The organism is Bacteroidota bacterium, from assembly GCA_016213405.1.
In the GTDB taxonomy this organism is placed as follows: Bacteria; Bacteroidota; Bacteroidia; order Palsa-948; family Palsa-948; genus Palsa-948.
On the sequence record JACRAM010000038.1, the window covers coordinates 36,126 to 52,506 of the forward strand.

Annotated in this window: 11 protein-coding genes; 5 read left to right on the forward strand and 6 right to left on the reverse strand. The window is 40.3% G+C overall.

Features of this window, described 5'->3' with window-relative positions; all coding sequences use genetic code 11:
• Positions 1–68 precede the first annotated feature (68 nt).
• Positions 69–1,697 (reverse strand): hypothetical protein, encoded by a 1,629-nt coding sequence (locus HY841_04325; GenBank protein MBI4929966.1) that lies wholly within the window; start codon positions 1,695–1,697, stop codon positions 69–71.
• A gap of 66 nt (positions 1,698–1,763) precedes the next feature.
• On the opposite strand from HY841_04325, the gene HY841_04330 reads away from it, so the two are divergent.
• The 3 genes from HY841_04330 (at position 1,764) to HY841_04340 (ending at position 5,296) form a co-directional block, all read left to right on the forward strand.
• A complete protein-coding gene (locus HY841_04330; protein ID MBI4929967.1) occupies positions 1,764–2,495 on the forward strand; it encodes a CDP-alcohol phosphatidyltransferase family protein in 732 nt (243 codons plus the stop codon).
• 117 nt (positions 2,496–2,612) lie between these two features.
• Positions 2,613–2,867 carry a phosphoribosylformylglycinamidine synthase subunit PurS gene (gene purS / locus HY841_04335; protein MBI4929968.1) on the forward strand — a complete coding sequence of 85 codons (255 nt, stop codon included), beginning with the start codon at positions 2,613–2,615 and terminating at the stop codon, positions 2,865–2,867.
• Positions 2,868–2,920: 53 nt separating this feature from the next.
• A complete protein-coding gene (locus HY841_04340) occupies positions 2,921–5,296 on the forward strand; it encodes an immune inhibitor A (GenBank protein MBI4929969.1) in 2,376 nt (791 codons plus the stop codon).
• A gap of 67 nt (positions 5,297–5,363) precedes the next feature.
• On the opposite strand, the gene lepA is transcribed toward HY841_04340, so the two are convergent.
• The 5 genes from lepA to HY841_04365 form a co-directional block, all read right to left on the reverse strand.
• Positions 5,364–7,160: an elongation factor 4 gene (lepA, locus tag HY841_04345; GenBank protein ID MBI4929970.1), complete on the reverse strand. Its 1,797-nt coding sequence runs from the start codon at positions 7,158–7,160 to the stop codon at positions 5,364–5,366.
• A 48-nt stretch (positions 7,161–7,208) separates the two neighbouring features.
• Entirely contained in the window at positions 7,209–8,093 is an 885-nt protein-coding gene (locus tag HY841_04350) for a polyprenyl synthetase family protein (protein ID MBI4929971.1), read from the reverse strand.
• Between the two features lie 111 nt (positions 8,094–8,204).
• The gene (locus tag HY841_04355) at positions 8,205–9,149 is read right to left on the reverse strand and encodes an NAD-dependent epimerase/dehydratase family protein (GenBank protein MBI4929972.1); all 945 of its coding nucleotides are present in this window, start codon (positions 9,147–9,149) and stop codon (positions 8,205–8,207) included.
• A gap of 1 nt (position 9,150) precedes the next feature.
• Positions 9,151–10,014, reverse strand: coding sequence for a glucose-1-phosphate thymidylyltransferase RfbA (rfbA, locus tag HY841_04360; GenBank protein ID MBI4929973.1), 864 nt, complete (start codon positions 10,012–10,014; stop codon positions 9,151–9,153).
• Between the two features lie 119 nt (positions 10,015–10,133).
• The gene (locus HY841_04365) at positions 10,134–12,539 is read right to left on the reverse strand and encodes an MMPL family transporter (GenBank protein MBI4929974.1); all 2,406 of its coding nucleotides are present in this window, start codon (positions 12,537–12,539) and stop codon (positions 10,134–10,136) included.
• Between the two features lie 90 nt (positions 12,540–12,629).
• Between HY841_04365 and HY841_04370 the strand changes: the two genes are divergently transcribed.
• Both HY841_04370 and HY841_04375 read left to right on the forward strand, forming a co-directional pair.
• Positions 12,630–13,649, forward strand: a complete 1,020-nt coding sequence (locus HY841_04370) for an SPASM domain-containing protein (protein MBI4929975.1) — start codon at positions 12,630–12,632, stop codon at positions 13,647–13,649.
• Between the two features lie 31 nt (positions 13,650–13,680).
• Positions 13,681–16,179, forward strand: coding sequence for a T9SS type A sorting domain-containing protein (locus tag HY841_04375; protein MBI4929976.1), 2,499 nt, complete (start codon positions 13,681–13,683; stop codon positions 16,177–16,179).
• The last annotated feature ends 202 nt before the right edge of the window (positions 16,180–16,381 follow it).

The following is a 16,381-nucleotide window of genomic DNA, read 5'->3' on the forward strand; positions in this document are numbered from 1 at the left end:
TAAAGATAAAAATTATTTGAAGGAAACCTACTTCTGCGTAACAGAATTTCGACCAATATATTGTTTATTCACTCAGCTTTTTTCCAGCTATCACTTCCAGCATATATGAAAGCAGAATTTAGAGGAATTTCATTTTTAAATCTGAGCAAATAAGAGCACTTTGCAGAATCAAAAGTTACTTTATACTGATCCGTCTCATAGGATTTTGCCCACCCACCACCCGTGCTGAAGTAAGGAGTTTTTTTCTTTGGTCCAATAACTTGTATCTCATTGCCAATGGTTTTTACAGACGCTATAGAATCCGAATCAAAATCCTGATAACAACCTGCAATTACCTGAATTTTTTTTATGGGAGATTTATCGTATGTAAAAAAAATGGAAGCATCAAACGAAGAACGAAAAGCGGCAATCCCTTTATAGTAAGCGGGAATATTCAACACATATACATGATCATATTTTATGAACGGCTTGTACTGTTCAACCAAACGATTACAATAATTATTTGCTTTGTTCCAGACCGGAATAGTTTGCATCAGCAGGACCCAGCATAATACGGCATATCCGGTCATGGCTGCGAACGCAAATTTTCTTAGCACAAAAAAGAACGAAGCAGAAACAAAAATGTAGAAAAAAACTGAAGCAAGGTAACCGTATCTGTCCGGGTAAATATATTTCAGGAAAGAAGAATCAAGAGGGAGCATGGGCAGGAGAAAAAGAATGAAGCATATAAAAATTGAAATTAAAAAATAACCTTCTTCTTTTTTGTTTTTCACTATTCGCATAAAGAAAAAAGCAAGAAAGGAAGCAACAGCAAGGAATAAAAAGGAAAGCAAAAAATAATTTGAGGAAAAACTTCTTAGCAAATTGTCGAATTCGCTGACGGGAATGTAGCGATAGAATAAAAAGAATTTGGCAAAATATTTCAGAAGCGTTTTTACATAGTTGCCTGATTGTGTAATGTGTTCCGAAGTTCCGGCATGCCAGATCCAATGCCCATACCGGATTTTACAAAAAAGAAAATAAAGTGCAATGAACAGAACCTGAATAAATATAATTTGAATAATAACTTTTTTTAATGACATGTTTGTCTTGTGAAGTTTTTGAAACAAGAAATAAATAACCAGGCAAATCACGGGGACAATGGCGGTGATTTCATTAGAAAAAATTCCTAACAGAAACAAAAAATGAATTACAGAAACTTTCTTTACAGAAGGGTCTGTTAAATAGAGAATAAAAAAATAAAGGCCAGCGAGAGCTACACTCGCATGAAACAGCCAGCGGATATTCAACCACAGAATATCTTCGGTCTGATAGGGCGACACAAGAAAAATAAGGGCTGAAAAAAAAGCAACTGTTTCTGTCGTGCGATTAAGGCATATTTTAAAAAACAGTTTTACAATCAGGAAAACAAGAAATGTGTTTAATGCATGCAATAAAATCCCCGCACTTATCCAGTAAGAAGGCACTAATCCGAAAAAGTGATAAAGAAAATATACTATGGAATACCCGGAAAAATAAGGAGCAGCAGTTTGCGAATATTCATTAAATCCTGTAATAAATCCTTTTTCAAATAAATAAAATTGTCCGTACGTGTCACAAGGCATTAAAATACCAAAACAATCTTTGTAGGCGAGAAAACCGATTACCGTAAACAGCAGAAAAAAAACAATATTCCGTACGGGTATATTCGTATTCATTGGTAAATTCAAAGATATTAAAAGAAGATACGCAGGAAAAAACCTTTCTTAACTTTGGCTTTGATGATTAAGAAAAACATCCCTAATTTTTTCACGCTTTGTAATCTGTTTTGCGGATGTATTGCCATTGTTTTTGCTTTTGAAGGAAATTTAATCTGGAGTGCTTACATGGTAGGCATTGCCTGCCTGTTTGATTTTCTGGATGGAATGGCTGCGCGTGCTTTAAAAGTAAATTCTGAAATCGGAAAACAATTAGACTCGCTTGCTGATATGGTTAGTTTTGGTGTGGTGCCGGGAGTGATAGTATTTATATTGCTAAATCATTCTATGGTAACATGCGGAGCCGATGTATTTGTTGCCGCACCTATTTCGTTCTGCGGATTTTTAATAACTATTTTTTCAGCAATCAGGCTGGCAAAATTTAATCTTGATACGCGTCAGTCTGATATGTTTATCGGTCTTCCAACTCCTGCAAACACAATATTTATTTCATCATTGCCCGTTGTATTACAGTTCAATTTAATTAGTGAATCAATGAAGCAAATAATAACCAATCCTTATTTCCTTATTTCCCTATCCCTTATTTCCTCTTTTCTCCTCATCGCTCCCATTTCCCTCTTTGCATTCAAGTTCAAAAACTTTTCATGGGCGGATAATAAAGTGCGTTACATTTTTCTCACTCTTGCTTTTGTGTTGTTAATCATTTTAAAGTTCGCAGGTATTCCTTTAATAATAATTTTGTACATCGTTTTATCAGTTATTAATAATTTGGTTTCAAAAAAGAAATTGGGAAAATAATTTTCTGGTAACTAAGTAACGAATTCAAAAACGAATATTACGAATGACGCATAGTATGATTTGTAAAATTCGTAAAAAGATTCGCAACTTCGTTCCCAGAAAAAAGATAATTACTCTATGAAATTTAAAGCAGAAATAAACGTGATGCCCCTCAAGGCACTCCTTGACCCTCAGGGAAAAGCAGTAACAGGAAGCATGAAAAACATCGGGCTTGCTGAAATTCAAAATGTGCGTATCGGCAAACACATTTCATTGGAGATAGAAGCCGCTGACAAAGAAGCCGCTCATAAAAAAGCAGAAACTGCCTGCAAAAAACTTCTCGCCAACCCGATTATGGAGTTTTACGAGGTTACGCTGGAAGAAAGCAAGTAATTCTCTTTGCCTTCTTCTTTTCTTTTCCTACCATTGCACTATAATTTCATCTTATGAAAAAATCATTTATTGCCTTTTGTATTTTACAATTTGCAATCTGTAACCTGCAATCTGTAATTGCGCAGCAAAAATATTTTCGCGTTAAAATCTTTACTGACGGAAAAGGATTAAAAGAACTTTCGGCTTCAGGAGTTTGCATTGACCATGGCGACAGCAAAAAAGGATTTTTCTTTGTTTCCGATTTCTCGGAACAGGAAATTAACATCATCAAAGAAAAAGGATTCAAGTATGAAATCCAGATTGATGATGTACAGAATTTTTACAGAGAACAAAACAATCCTTCATCCGAAAAATATGTTCCCGCCCCCGAACCTTTGACACACGGATGCAATTCCACCATCAATTATCCTACACCCGCAAATTTTACGCTCGGAAGCATGGGCGGATATTTTACTTACACAGAAATTCTCTGGCATCTCGACAATATGAAAACTCTTTTCCCGAATCTCGTGAAAACAAAAACTCCTCTCGATTCGCTTACCATTGAAGGTCGCCCCGTTTACTGGCTGAAAATTTCTGACAACGCGAGTGCAGATGAATCCGAACCCGAAATGCTTTACACGGCAGTTCATCACGCGCGCGAACCCAACTCGGTTTCGCAACTCATTATGTATATGTATTATCTCCTGGAAAATTATAATACAAATTCCGAAATAAAATATTTAGTTGATAATCTTGAAATGTATTTTGTTCCCTGTATAAATCCTGACGGATATATATACAATGAAACCACCGACCCCGGAGGCGGAGGTATGTGGAGAAAAAACCGTAAAGATAATGGAGACGGAACTTTTGGAATTGACCTGAACAGAAATTACGATTACAACTGGGGATTTGATGACAATGGTTCTTCTCCCAGCACTTCTTCCGATACATACAGAGGCACTGCCGGATTTTCTGAACCCGAAACCAAAAACCTGCGGAACTTCTGCAACGCCCGCCAGTTTAAACTCACACTCAACTATCACACGTATGGAAATCTTTTAATCTATCCCTGGGGATATCAGCCCTCTATTTACACTCCCGACTCCGCGCAGTTTGTAGAGTATGCAGAATATTTAACCTGGCAGAATCACTACAACTACGGAACTGCCGATCAAACAGTGGAATATGTGGTGAACGGCAGTTCTGACGACTGGATGTACGGTGAGCAATTATCGAAAGCGAAAATTTTCGCCATGACTCCCGAAGCAGGCGATGCGGCAAACGGTTTCTGGCCTCCGCAGAATTTAATTGAGAGTATTTGCAAGGAAAACATTTCACAGAATCTTCACGCAGCACATTTACTGTTGAAACATGCAGTGGCAACGGATGAAGAACCGAGATACATTTCCTCGCAAAACGGATTTTTCAATTACAACATAAAATGTCTGGGAATGGATGCGCCCGCCACATTCACGGTTTCCATTACTCCGATAACTCCTGAAATTACAAGCGTGGGTGCGCCAAAAACATATTCCAATTTCACTATGCTGCAGGAAGCCAATGATTCCATTTCGTTTACCATAAGTCCTTCCGCTGTGCAGGGACAAGTGCTTGAATATATAATTTCAGTAAACAACGGATTATACACACACAGCGATACCATCGAAAAAGTTTTCGGAACGCCAACCATTCTGTTTTCCAGCAACGGAAATTCCATGACGGGCTGGACATCTTCAACGGGTTGGGGAGTTGACAATAACATTTATTATTCCTCAACAGGTTCTATTGCCGACAGTCCGAACGGAAATTACAACACCAATGATTCCACAAGAATAAGAACTACAACTCAGATGAGCTTAGCAGGAGCGGTGAGCGCCACGCTTTCTTTTCACGCGCGATGGGAAGTGGAACCGCGTTTTGATTATGTAGAAGTGATGGCATCCAATAACAATGGAAACACATGGACGGCTCTCTGCGGAAAATATACCAAGCCCGGCAATGCCTATCAGGATAATCTACAGCCCATTTATGACGGCTTCATGTTCCCCTGGGTGCGTGAAGAAGTTGATTTGGATAGCTACGCCAACCAAAATCTGCTCATCCGCTTTATGCTCAAATCAGATAACGGAGCTGAGTACGATGGATTTTTCTTTGATGATTTGAAAGTGGAAGCCATACTTTCTGCGAATGCTGTGAATGAAATAGGAAATGAAATGGAATTTTCTGTTTCTCCTAATCCTGCTTCCAAGATGATAACCGTCATTGCGAGTGGAGCGAAGCAATCTCTTGTGATGTGTAATCTTCTTGGTGAAAAAGTCGGCAGTCAGCAATTGGCAATTGGTAAGAATGAAATAGACATTTCAAATCTTCATGGAGGAATTTATTTTGTAAAAGTTGCAGATGAGAAAGGAAATTTTGGTGTAAGAAAAATAATACTGCAATAAAAAAGAGATTCTTCACTTCGTTCAGAATGACAATCCAACCGTAAACTGTAGACTGAAAACCGTAAACTCAATCCAGCTTCAGCACCGCCATAAACGCACTCTGCGGAATCTCCACATTGCCAATCTGCTTCATTTTCTTTTTCCCTTCTTTCTGTTTCTCTAAGAGTTTGCGCTTGCGGGAAATATCACCGCCATAACATTTTGCGGTAACATCTTTTCTCATGGCAGAAAGTGTTTCGCGGGCGACTATTTTTGCGCCAATAGCTGCCTGTATCGCAATCTGAAACTGCTGGCGCGGGATTAATTCTTTCAGCTTCTCGCATATCTTTCTTCCGAAATCATGCGCGTGGCTTTTGTGAATGAGCGCGGAGAGCGCATCCACCTGATCTCCATTTACTAGAATATCCAGTTTCACTAATTCTGATTCGCGAAATTCTATCGGGTGATAATCAAACGAAGCGTATCCTTTGGAAATACTTTTCAGTTTGTCGTAAAAATCAAAAATCACTTCGCCCAGCGGAAGTTCAAATGTAAGTTCAACGCGGTCGGTGGTGAGGTATACCTGATTTTTTATGTTGCCTCGTTTGCCCATGCACAAATTCATGATGTTGCCCACGTATTCCACTTTGGTAATAATGTTAGCGATGATGTATGGCTCTTCCACTTTTTCCATCTGCGTGGGGTCGGGCATTTCGGATGGATTGTTAATTATTTTCATCACGCCCTTTGTGTCATATAATTTATAACTCACGTTCGGAACGGTGGTAATCACATTCATGTTGAACTCGCGGTCTAATCTTTCCTGCACAATTTCCATGTGAAGCAATCCTAAAAATCCGCAGCGGAAACCAAAACCCAGCGCGGCAGAACTTTCGGGTACCCAAGTAAGAGACGCATCGTTGAGCTGCAATTTTTCCATCGCATCGCGGAGCTCGGCAAAATCATCGGTACTCACAGGGTAAATTCCTGCGTACACCATCGGCTTCACATCTTCAAAACCTTGTATCGGTTCGGCAGGATTTTCTACAAGCGTAATCGTGTCGCCTACTTTTACTTCGCTCGCCTGTTTGATTCCGGAAATGACATATCCCACGTTTCCTGTTTCTATAATATCTCTCGGGGTTTGTTTTAATTTAAAAATTCCTACTTCTTCGGCAACGTATTCTTTTCCTGTGGCAGCAAATTTTATTTTGTCTCCCCTTTTTATTTCTCCGCTGAACACTCTGAAGTAGGCAATAATTCCTCTGAAGGTGTTGAACACGGAATCAAAAATGAGCGCCTGCAACGGAGCATCTGATTTTCCTTTTGGAGGAGGAATTTTTTCAATGATGGCTTGAAGAATTTCATCCACGCCTTGTCCGGTTCTTCCGCTCGCCTTCAGAATATCTTCGTGCTTGCATCCGATAATGTCCACCATCTGGTCGGCTACTTCTTCGGGTTTGGCGGCATCCATGTCCACTTTATTCATGACAGGAATTATTTCAAGATTATTATTCAATGCGAGATACATATTTGAAATGGTCTGCGCCTGAATTCCCTGTGATGCATCAACTAAAAGCAATGCTCCTTCGCAGGCAGCAATCGCACGCGAAACTTCGTATGAAAAATCAACATGACCCGGAGTATCAATCAGATTTAAAAAATATTTTTCGCCTTTATAGTCATACTCCATCTGAATCGCGTGGCTCTTTATGGTGATACCGCGTTCACGTTCAATGTCCATATCATCCAGCACTTGCGCCATCATGTCGCGCTTGTTAATGGTTTTGGTTATTTCAAGCAAACGGTCAGCTAAAGTGCTTTTTCCATGGTCAATATGGGCGATGATGCAAAAGTTACGTATATATTTTTGTTCAACTGCCATAAGGGAAGCGAAAATAGTTAAAATGCCTATAGGAGAGAAGAAATAAAACTACACTTCTCTCTTCAGAAGTGCAGAAGTAAAATCAACCAGCGCTTTCTTTTTTTCTTCTTGCGCGGAAATTTTTTCGAGCGAAACAATTGCTTTTTGATGAAAGGATTTAATTTCTTCTTCAGTAATTTTTTTCACATTCGTAAAATCATAAATGCTTTTCACGGCATTTATTTTTTCCGCGGAATCTTTTTCAGTTTTCGGAACGAAGGCAAGCCATTGGGTCAGTTCTTCTTTTTTGTAAGCATTAAGATTTGATAGTTCAGATGCTTTCAACAGGAGAAAAGTTTTTTTGTTGGAAATGATGTCGCCACCTTGTTGCTTTCCGAATTTTTCAGATTCACCGTATACATCCAGCAAATCGTCTTGCAGCTGAAATGCCATGCCAGTATTTTTTCCGAATTCGTAAATGTTTTTTGCATCTTCTTCGTTTGCACCTCCAATCATCCCGCCAATCTTCATGCTTGCCGCAATCAGCACAGCTGTTTTCAGTTCAATCATTCTGAAATATTGGGCAATAGAAATTGTATACAGTTTTTCATAATTCAAATCCCATTGTTGTCCTTCGCAAACTTCTGCCGCCATTTTATTGAAGAAGGGAAGAATTGCATCGCACATTTTACTCCTGCCAATAAGTTGATATGCTTTCACCAGCATTACATCACCGCTTAGAATGGCAGTAGATGTATTCCATTTCTGATGAACAGTGGGCTGATTTCTGCGAAGCAATGCATTATCCAATACGTCATCATGCACTAATGTGAAGTTGTGAAAAAGTTCAATCGCAAGAGCGGAAGAAATTGCATCGTCAGTCTTACCTCCGAATAAATCGCAGGAAAGCAAAACAAACAGCGGGCGGATTCTTTTTCCGCCCAGCGAAAGCATGTAACGCGCGGGCTCGTATAATTCAGCAGGCGGAACGGAGAGTTCAGCAGAAAGTTTTTCTGTCTCTTCGCTGATTCTATGCAGAAAAATTTCAATCACAAAAAAGAAGAATTAATCTTTCAGGATGAATCGTGTGTCGGCAAGAATTTTTTTCAGGCCTTCTTCCAGTGAAAGAAAATTTCTATTGAGAAGTTTTTTCATTTTGGTGGCGTCCGGTTGTCTGCGTGTCATGTCGCCTTCGGCAAGCGGAGGGAGATGAATGATTTTGGATTTTGAATCAGTGAGTTTGATAATTGTTTTCGCAAGTTCAAGAATGGTTATTTCAATATCGCTGCCGATGTTGACTACATCGTCAATAAAAAGATTTTTGTAGAAAGCGTTGATAGTTGCTTCAATGTTATCATCAATGAAACAAAACGTGCGGGTTTGCCTTCCATCGCCAAAAATTTCCATATCAGCATTTCTCAAAGCGCAGTTAATGAATTTAGAAATCACAAAATCTTTGCTTTGTTTTGGCCCGTAGGTATTAAAAAATCGAAATACTGTAAAATCCAAACCGAATTCTTTTTTATATGCTTTGAGATACGCTTCGCCAATGTTTTTCACAATGGCATAGGGCAAACGGGAATTCAGGGGGGTAGTTTCTTCATGTTGAGGTAGTTCAACCGGCTCGCCATAAACTTCGGAGGAGGAAGAATAATAAACTCTTTTCACTCCGGTACTTTTAGAAAGATTCAGAATATTTTTTATGCCCGAAACATCGTTCAAGACCTTCACAGGGTTTTCCAGCGTACGATTTACTCCCACTACAGCCGCGTAATGAAAAACATAATCCGGCTGAAAAGAGAAAAAAATATTTGAGATGTCATCAAATACATTCACATCAGCTTTGATGAAGCGAACATTGTCGTGCTTGGAGTGAGGAATTTTTTCTATAGCTCCTGTTGTTAAGTCGTCAACAATCACGATATTATTTTTCGCTTGCTCAGCAAGTTTTTCAGCAAGACAACTCGCTATGAATCCGGCTCCGCCTGTAATTAAGATTTTTCGGATCATGCTATTCTTCAGCGATTTTCAAAAGATATTTTCCATATCCGCTTTTCATCAGAGGTTCTGCAAGTTTTTTTAATTGAATTTTATTGATGTGCCCCATACGGTAAGCGACTTCTTCGATGCATCCGATTTTTAAATCCTGCCTTTCTTCAATTACCTGCACGAATTGGCTTGCCTGCATCAGTGATGAAAAAGTTCCTGTGTCAAGCCAGGCGGTTCCGCGATCCAAAATTCCAACTTTAAGTTTTCCTTGCTTTAAATATTCTTTGTTTACATCTGTGATTTCGTATTCCCCGCGAGCGCTTGGCTTAAGGTTTTTTGCAATCTTAATTATGGAATTATCATAAAAATATAATCCGGGCACCGCATAATTTGATTTTGGCTGTTGCGGTTTTTCCTCTATGGAAATTGCTTTACCTTTTTTGTCAAACGCAACAACACCATACCTTTCAGGGTCAGAAACATGATAAGCAAATACAACTCCACCTTCAGGGTTCTGGTATTGCTTGAGCAATCTTCCCAAACCACCTCCGTAAAAAATATTGTCGCCAAGAATAAGCGCTACAGAATCTTTGCCAACAAATTTTTCTCCAATCACAAATGCCTGTGCAAGCCCGTTGGGATTTTTTTGTTCAGCATAAGCAAATTTACATCCGAGATTTTTTCCATCGCCTAAAAGTTTCTGAAAGCTCGGTAAATCATGAGGAGTTGAAATGATAAGCACTTCGTTTATTCCCGCCATCATTAAAACCGAAAGAGGATAATAAACCATAGGCTTGTCGTAAATCGGCATGAGTTGCTTGCTAATAGCAAGAGTGAGCGGATGAAGCCGCGTGCCTGAACCTCCTGCGAGAATTATTCCTTTCATAAGTTCCACCTAAATCCTCCCCGTTGGGAAGAACTTGTTGGTGTTATTATTTTTATTGTCGTTCATTTTTGTTTTGCCTTTTCCTTCTCCTCCCTAATGGGGAGGTCGGGTGGGGCTTTTTATTTTTCATCATCTTCGTCTTCGTCATCTTCCACTTCAATTATCGGAGTTTCCAAAAGAGCTTTCGTTGTTAATCGTTTTTCAAGCGAAAGCAAAAAGCAAGGCAGCAAAATCAGGTTTGAACAATATGCCATAAACAAAGTTATGGAAATTAATAAACCGAGCGCGGCAGTTCCGCCAAAACTGGAGGCGGTAAAAATTCCGAATCCGCAGGACAGAATGATAGCAGTATAAATCATACTCACGCCTGTTTCTTTGATGGTTAGCGAAACGCATTTAGAAATGCTGTTGGGGAAATGCTTGTATTCCTGGCGGTATTTCGTTAAAAAATATAATGTGCCGTCAGAGGAAATTCCGAACGCAATACTGAAAATTAAAATCGTACTGGGCTTGAGGTGAATGTCAAAAAAACCCATCAGTCCTGCTGTGATGATAAGTGGAACCAAACTCGGAATAACGGAAACAGAAATCATTCTTGGCGACATGAAGAGCGTGTAAAGCACCAGCGCAATCAGAACGATGGCGAGCAAAACACTTTCCAATAAATTCTGAACGAGAAATCCATTTCCTTCCATGAACATCATACTTGTTCCTGTGGCAGCAACATTGAATCGCAAACTATCGGCAGCCCATTTATTTTCATCGTAATCAAAATTGAAAACAGAATCAATGAGGGGGCGAAGTTCTTTTACAAGAGCTTTCATTTTTATGGAACCGATGTCTGCCATCTGAACACTAACGCGCGTATATCTTTTCGTGCTGTCAAGGAACGCCCGGAAGCGGTCTTGCTTTTCTTTCGCAGAGGAAGAATAATCCGCAATCTTGGCGAGGTCTAAACTTCCCGGCAGGATGTAAAACTTTTTCTTTCCGTCATTCATCGCCTGATTGGAAAATTTTATCGCCTCTACTATCGAAAGCGGGCGGGTGAATTCTTCGTACTGCGATAAAAGTTTTTGAAGTTTATTTATTTTTCTCAGCGTTCTGTCCTTCAGCGCGATGCCTTCCCGTTTTCCATCCACCACAATTTCAAACGGAAGAACACCTCCTAACTTCTCCTGAAAAAATTTCATGTCCTTGTAAATCGGATGCTTCTCCGGCAAATCATCCACCACATAGCCGAGCACTTTTATTTTTGTGATTCCGTAAATAGAAATCAGAACGATGATAGTTACAGCTGCGTAAATAATTCTTCGGTGATGATGAACCCAGTAATCAATAGTCTCCAAAACTTTAGCGAGAAATTTTCGTGAAAGATGTTTTGTATGTTTTTCGTGCGGAGCCGGCAGAAAACTAAAGATGATAGGAATCAGATGCATGGAAATAACATAGGTCGCCATCACGTTGAGGGAAGCAACCAATCCGAATTCAAAAAGTATTTTGCTTTTGGCGAAACAAAACACAGCGAAACCGATGGAAGTAGTAACATTCGCAAGAAAAAGAGAAATGCCGATTTTTTCTATCATCCTTGCAAGCGCGAGCCCCTGGCTTTTGTGGCGGGAAAATTCAATGTGATATTTATTCAGAAGCAGAATGCAATTAGGAATTCCAATGATAATGAGAAGCGGAGGAATCAATCCTGAAATGCTCGTTATCTGATAGCCGAAAAGATGAATGCATCCAAGCGACCATGTTACGCCTACGCAAACTACAAGAATGGAAAATAAAACGGGAAGTATCGAACGAAAAAAAAGGAACAGAACAATCGTGGTGACAAGAAGAGCAAGCCCCATGAACAAAAGCATTTCGTGGAGAATGGTGCGCGCGATTTCTGTGCGGATGTACGGAAGCCCTGAAAAATGAACTTTTGTTTTTAGTTCAGAATGCTTGGCAAGAAAATCATTTACGTGATTGCGGATAGTGTCAACAATGGCAAGACGGTCTTTTGAATCAAGTTCCTTAGTATTGAACGTAATCGCCATGATCTGCGTGCCGGATTTTTTCTCATACAGAAATCCTTCGTAGAAGGGAAGATTCTCTATTACATTTTTCAAGCTGTCAGTTTCTTCCTGAGTTTTTGGTTTTTGATTTATGATCGGATTAAACTCAAATTTGTGAAGCGAATCATTTTTTGTGAGATTGTTCAGCCGCGCAACAGAAACGACTTCCTGAATTCCTTTTACTTTTTTTATTTGATAGGTGAGGTCATACCAGTCGTTAAATTTTTTCAACTGGTATAAATTGCTGTCTTCAATGCCGATGACCATCACGGCTCCGTCCTTGCCGAAAAGTTTTTTAAAATTATCATACGTAATGCTCGTGCTGTCGCTGTCGGGAAGAAGTTTCGGAAGTTCGTATTGAATCCTCACCATGCTCGTGTGCCAGCCCATGAAAACAGTAATGCCCGCAAGAACAACCGTGATTATAATTCTGTTGCGAAGGATATAGCGGGCAATCGTTTTCCACATAGTTTGCGAAGATAATAATTCGTGAGAGGTTGAAGGGTAGACGTTTGATGTTGGTAATTCGTATATTCGTAAACAATTCGTACTTCGCTGATGGATTCTCTCAACCTTCTTTCAAAATTCACTTTCCGAAGAGGAATTAACGCTGGAAAAGTTCTCGCGGGATATTGTTATTCAAAGTGGACGAAGAAACCTCACCAGTGGGGTTCGCCCATCAGTATTGCGATTGAGCCGACCACGAGTTGTAACTTACGCTGTCCCGAATGCCCGAGCGGACTCAGAAGTTTTTCGCGTCCAACAGGAATGCTGGATGAAAACTTTTTTCAGAAAACGATTGACGAACTCCACAAAGAAATTTTTTACCTCACATTTTATTTTCAGGGCGAGCCGTATCTGAATCCAAAATTTCTGGAGATGGTGCAATATGCTTCGCAGAAAAATATTTACACTTCCACAAGTACCAATGCACATTATTTGGATGATGAGAACGCGAAAGCCACGGTTGAATCAGGATTAGACCGTTTGATAATTTCCATTGACGGCACTACACAAAAATCTTATCAGTCATACAGAATCGGTGGCGATCTGCAAAAAGTGACTGACGGCACAAAAAAAATTTTGAAGTGGAAAAAAGAATTAAAATCAAAAACCCCTCACGTTGTTTTTCAGTTTGTAGTTTTCCGTCAGAACGAACACGAAGTAGAAGAAATAAAAAAACTCGGAAAAAAATTAGGTATTGACGAAGTAAAAATAAAATCCGCGCAGATATATGATTACGAGAAAGGAAATGAACGCATTCCAATCAAGGAAGAATTTGCTCGTTACAAAAAAAGGGAAGACGGCACCTATCTTCCCCCCAATGGGCGGAATGAGGGGGGCTTGGCTTCTTGCTGGCGCATGTGGCACTCCTGCGTAATCACATGGGACGGCAAAATTGTTCCCTGCTGTTTTGATAAGGACGCCAAACACCTGCTGGGAAATCTGAATGAAAAAACATTTAAAGAAATTTGGTTTAACGGCTCGTACACAAAATTTCGTTCAGCGCTTTTGAAATCAAGAAAAGAAATTGATATTTGCCAAAACTGTTCGGAAGGAACAAAGGTATGGCTCTAAATAACTTCATTTAACAAATAACACTACCAACATGAAAAAATTTGCACTCTCCATTTTTGTCTTTTTACTTTTTACTTTTTATTTGCTAGCACAACCAACTTCTTGGTCAGCACGCGGAGTAGGCGGAGGAGGCGCGCTGTTTTCACCCAGCATTAATCCCGCAAACACCAGCGAGTATTACATCGCCTGCGATATGAGCGAACTTTTTCACACTACGGATTTCGGTCTCACTTACTCGCAGGTGCACTTTTCTGAATTCATGGGAGGACAAAATGCAAAAGTTTGTTTCACTTCCACTACTAATCTTCTTTACGCAATAAGTTACGTCAACGACATAGGCACACCTGTAACGAGCACGGATAACGGTGTAACATGGGTGCTGGTTTCTGGAAATCCCGACCCTTCGCAGGATGTTTATACGATTCATGTTGATTACTCCACGCCCTCGCGCATTATCATTTCCACTTATGGAGAAATTTATTTTTCTAATAACGGTGGAACTTCTTTCACGTTAATTCATACCGCGATAAATGGAGGTTCTGGCAATATTGTGGGCGGAGTTTTCTTTGACGGACTAAATATTTACATCGGAACCAATGATGGCGTTTTAATTTCCACGAATGGCGGAGGAACATGGAGTACCGCTTCTATCACAGGCATTCCGGCAGCCGAAGCAATTTTTTCTTTCACAGGAGCCAAGGTGGGAGCCACCATAAGATTTTTCTGTACAACAGGAACCGCTGCGAATATGTATGTGGGTTTGGTAGGAAGTGATTACAGCGGGTTTTTGGCTGGAGTTTATTCCTGCGATTACGGAAGCACGCAATGGGTTTCCAAAATGACAGGCATCACTCCGGGAACAGATGAAATAATGTATGTTGACATGGCGGAGAATGACATTAACACCGCCTATCTTGCCGGAAGCCGCACTTCTTATCCTGAGATTATGAAAACTGTAAATGCAGGAGGTGCATGGGCTCAGGTGTTCAACACAAACAATAATCAGAATATTATCACTGGCTGGAGCGGATATCAGGGGGACAAAGATTGGAGCTGGGGAGAATGCCCGTTTGGGTTTGATGTCAGCGCAACGAATAAAGATGAAGTTATTTTTGGCGATTTTGGATTTTGTCACAAAACAAATGATGGTGGAGTAACATGGAAGCAGGCGTATGTAAATACTTCGAATGAACATCCGGCAGGCGCGCCCACTCCCAAGAAAACAAATTACAACAGCATCGGAATGGAAAACACAACTTGCTGGCAAGTATTTTTTCTTGCGGCAGCAAATAATATGTGGGCAAGCTATTCTGACATAGGGGGGATTCGTTCTACTGATGGAGGAAATGCCTGGTCGTTCAATTACACGGGAAATTCGGTGAACTCAACTTACCGCGTTGCGCAAGGAGCGAACGGAACTTTATACGCGGGCACTTCAGGCATTCACGATATGTATCAGAGCACGCGATTGCAAGATGCACAGTTGGATGCGAATGACGCCAGCGGAAAAATTGTTTACTCAACCGATAACGGTTTGACATGGACACAGATTCATTCATTCGGTCATCCTGTTTTCTGGGTTGCGTTGGATCCGAACAATCCGAACCGCGCGTATGCAAGTGTGATTCACTATGGTGGAGGAACAGGACTTGGCGGAGTTTATCGTTGTGATAATTTAAATTTACTCGCGTCTTCTACCTGGACGCTTTTACCTAATCCTCTGAACACAGAAAAACATCCGGCATGTTTGGTTGTGTTGAACGATGGGAAATTAGTTGCGACTTATTCCGGCAGAAGAAATTCTTCAGGAACTTTTACCGCGAGTTCAGGTTGTTTTATTTATGACCCTGTTGCAAATTCATGGACAGATGTTACTGACCCCGGAATGAAATACTGGACAAAAGATATTGTCGTTGATCAGAATGATGTGAATCAAAATACCTGGTACGTTGGAGTTTTCAGCGGATGGGGTGGAAATCCGAACGGCTTGGGAGGTTTGTACAAAACTACCAACCGCGGAATTTCGTGGACAAAACTTACAGGCTCAACTTTAGACAGAGTTACTTCCTGCACCTTTAATCCTTCTAACGCAAATGAAATTTATCTGACTACCGAAACACAGGGACTTTGGATGAGCAGTAACATCAATTCAGGCACTCCCACATTTTCAAACGTGGCGAGTTATCCGTTTAGACAGCCCGAGAGAGTTTTCTTTAACCCCACCAACGCAAATGAAATCTGGGTATCCAGTTTCGGAAACGGAATGAAGACGGGAACACTGGGAGGCAATGGTGTTGCAGAATTTCAAAATGAAGATGAGGTTTCTGTTTATCCGAATCCAGCATCAACAAATGTATTTGTCATTCTGAGCGAAGCGAAGAATCTTCAACTATTTAACACTCTCGGAGAAAAAGTCGGCAGTCAGCAGTTGGCAGTTGGCAAAAATTCCATTGATGTTTCAAAACTTCAAAATGGAATTTACTTTTTGAAAATTGGAAACTCTGTCAAAAGAATTGTAGTAAACAAATAAGTTTGGGCTGAAGCCCATCTTCTTTTATAATTCATTTGCCACGACCTTAAGGTCGTGGCTATTTTTTGTGCGCCATCCATGTTCTTTTACTATAGGGTGCAAGTCCCGAACACACGTTGATAACGCGAAGTGTTAGCTGAAAGCAAGTGCAATGTTGCGAGGCATTGTGCGGAGGAAGCCGAAGGCAAAAGCAAGTGATAAC

Coding starts and splice junctions, on each gene's coding strand:
- HY841_04325 (MBI4929966.1), bottom strand. CDS start 1,697: ATGAATACGAATATACCCGTACGGAATATTGTTTTTTTTCTGCTGTTT.
- purS (MBI4929968.1), top strand. CDS start 2,613: ATGAAATTTAAAGCAGAAATAAACGTGATGCCCCTCAAGGCACTCCTT.
- HY841_04340 (MBI4929969.1), top strand. CDS start 2,921: ATGAAAAAATCATTTATTGCCTTTTGTATTTTACAATTTGCAATCTGT.
- lepA (MBI4929970.1), bottom strand. CDS start 7,160: ATGGCAGTTGAACAAAAATATATACGTAACTTTTGCATCATCGCCCAT.
- HY841_04350 (MBI4929971.1), bottom strand. CDS start 8,093: ATGCTTTCGCTGGGCGGAAAAAGAATCCGCCCGCTGTTTGTTTTGCTT.
- HY841_04355 (MBI4929972.1), bottom strand. CDS start 9,149: ATGATCCGAAAAATCTTAATTACAGGCGGAGCCGGATTCATAGCGAGT.
- rfbA (MBI4929973.1), bottom strand. CDS start 10,014: ATGAAAGGAATAATTCTCGCAGGAGGTTCAGGCACGCGGCTTCATCCG.
- HY841_04365 (MBI4929974.1), bottom strand. CDS start 12,539: ATGTGGAAAACGATTGCCCGCTATATCCTTCGCAACAGAATTATAATC.
- HY841_04370 (MBI4929975.1), top strand. CDS start 12,630: ATGGATTCTCTCAACCTTCTTTCAAAATTCACTTTCCGAAGAGGAATT.
- HY841_04375 (MBI4929976.1), top strand. CDS start 13,681: ATGAAAAAATTTGCACTCTCCATTTTTGTCTTTTTACTTTTTACTTTT.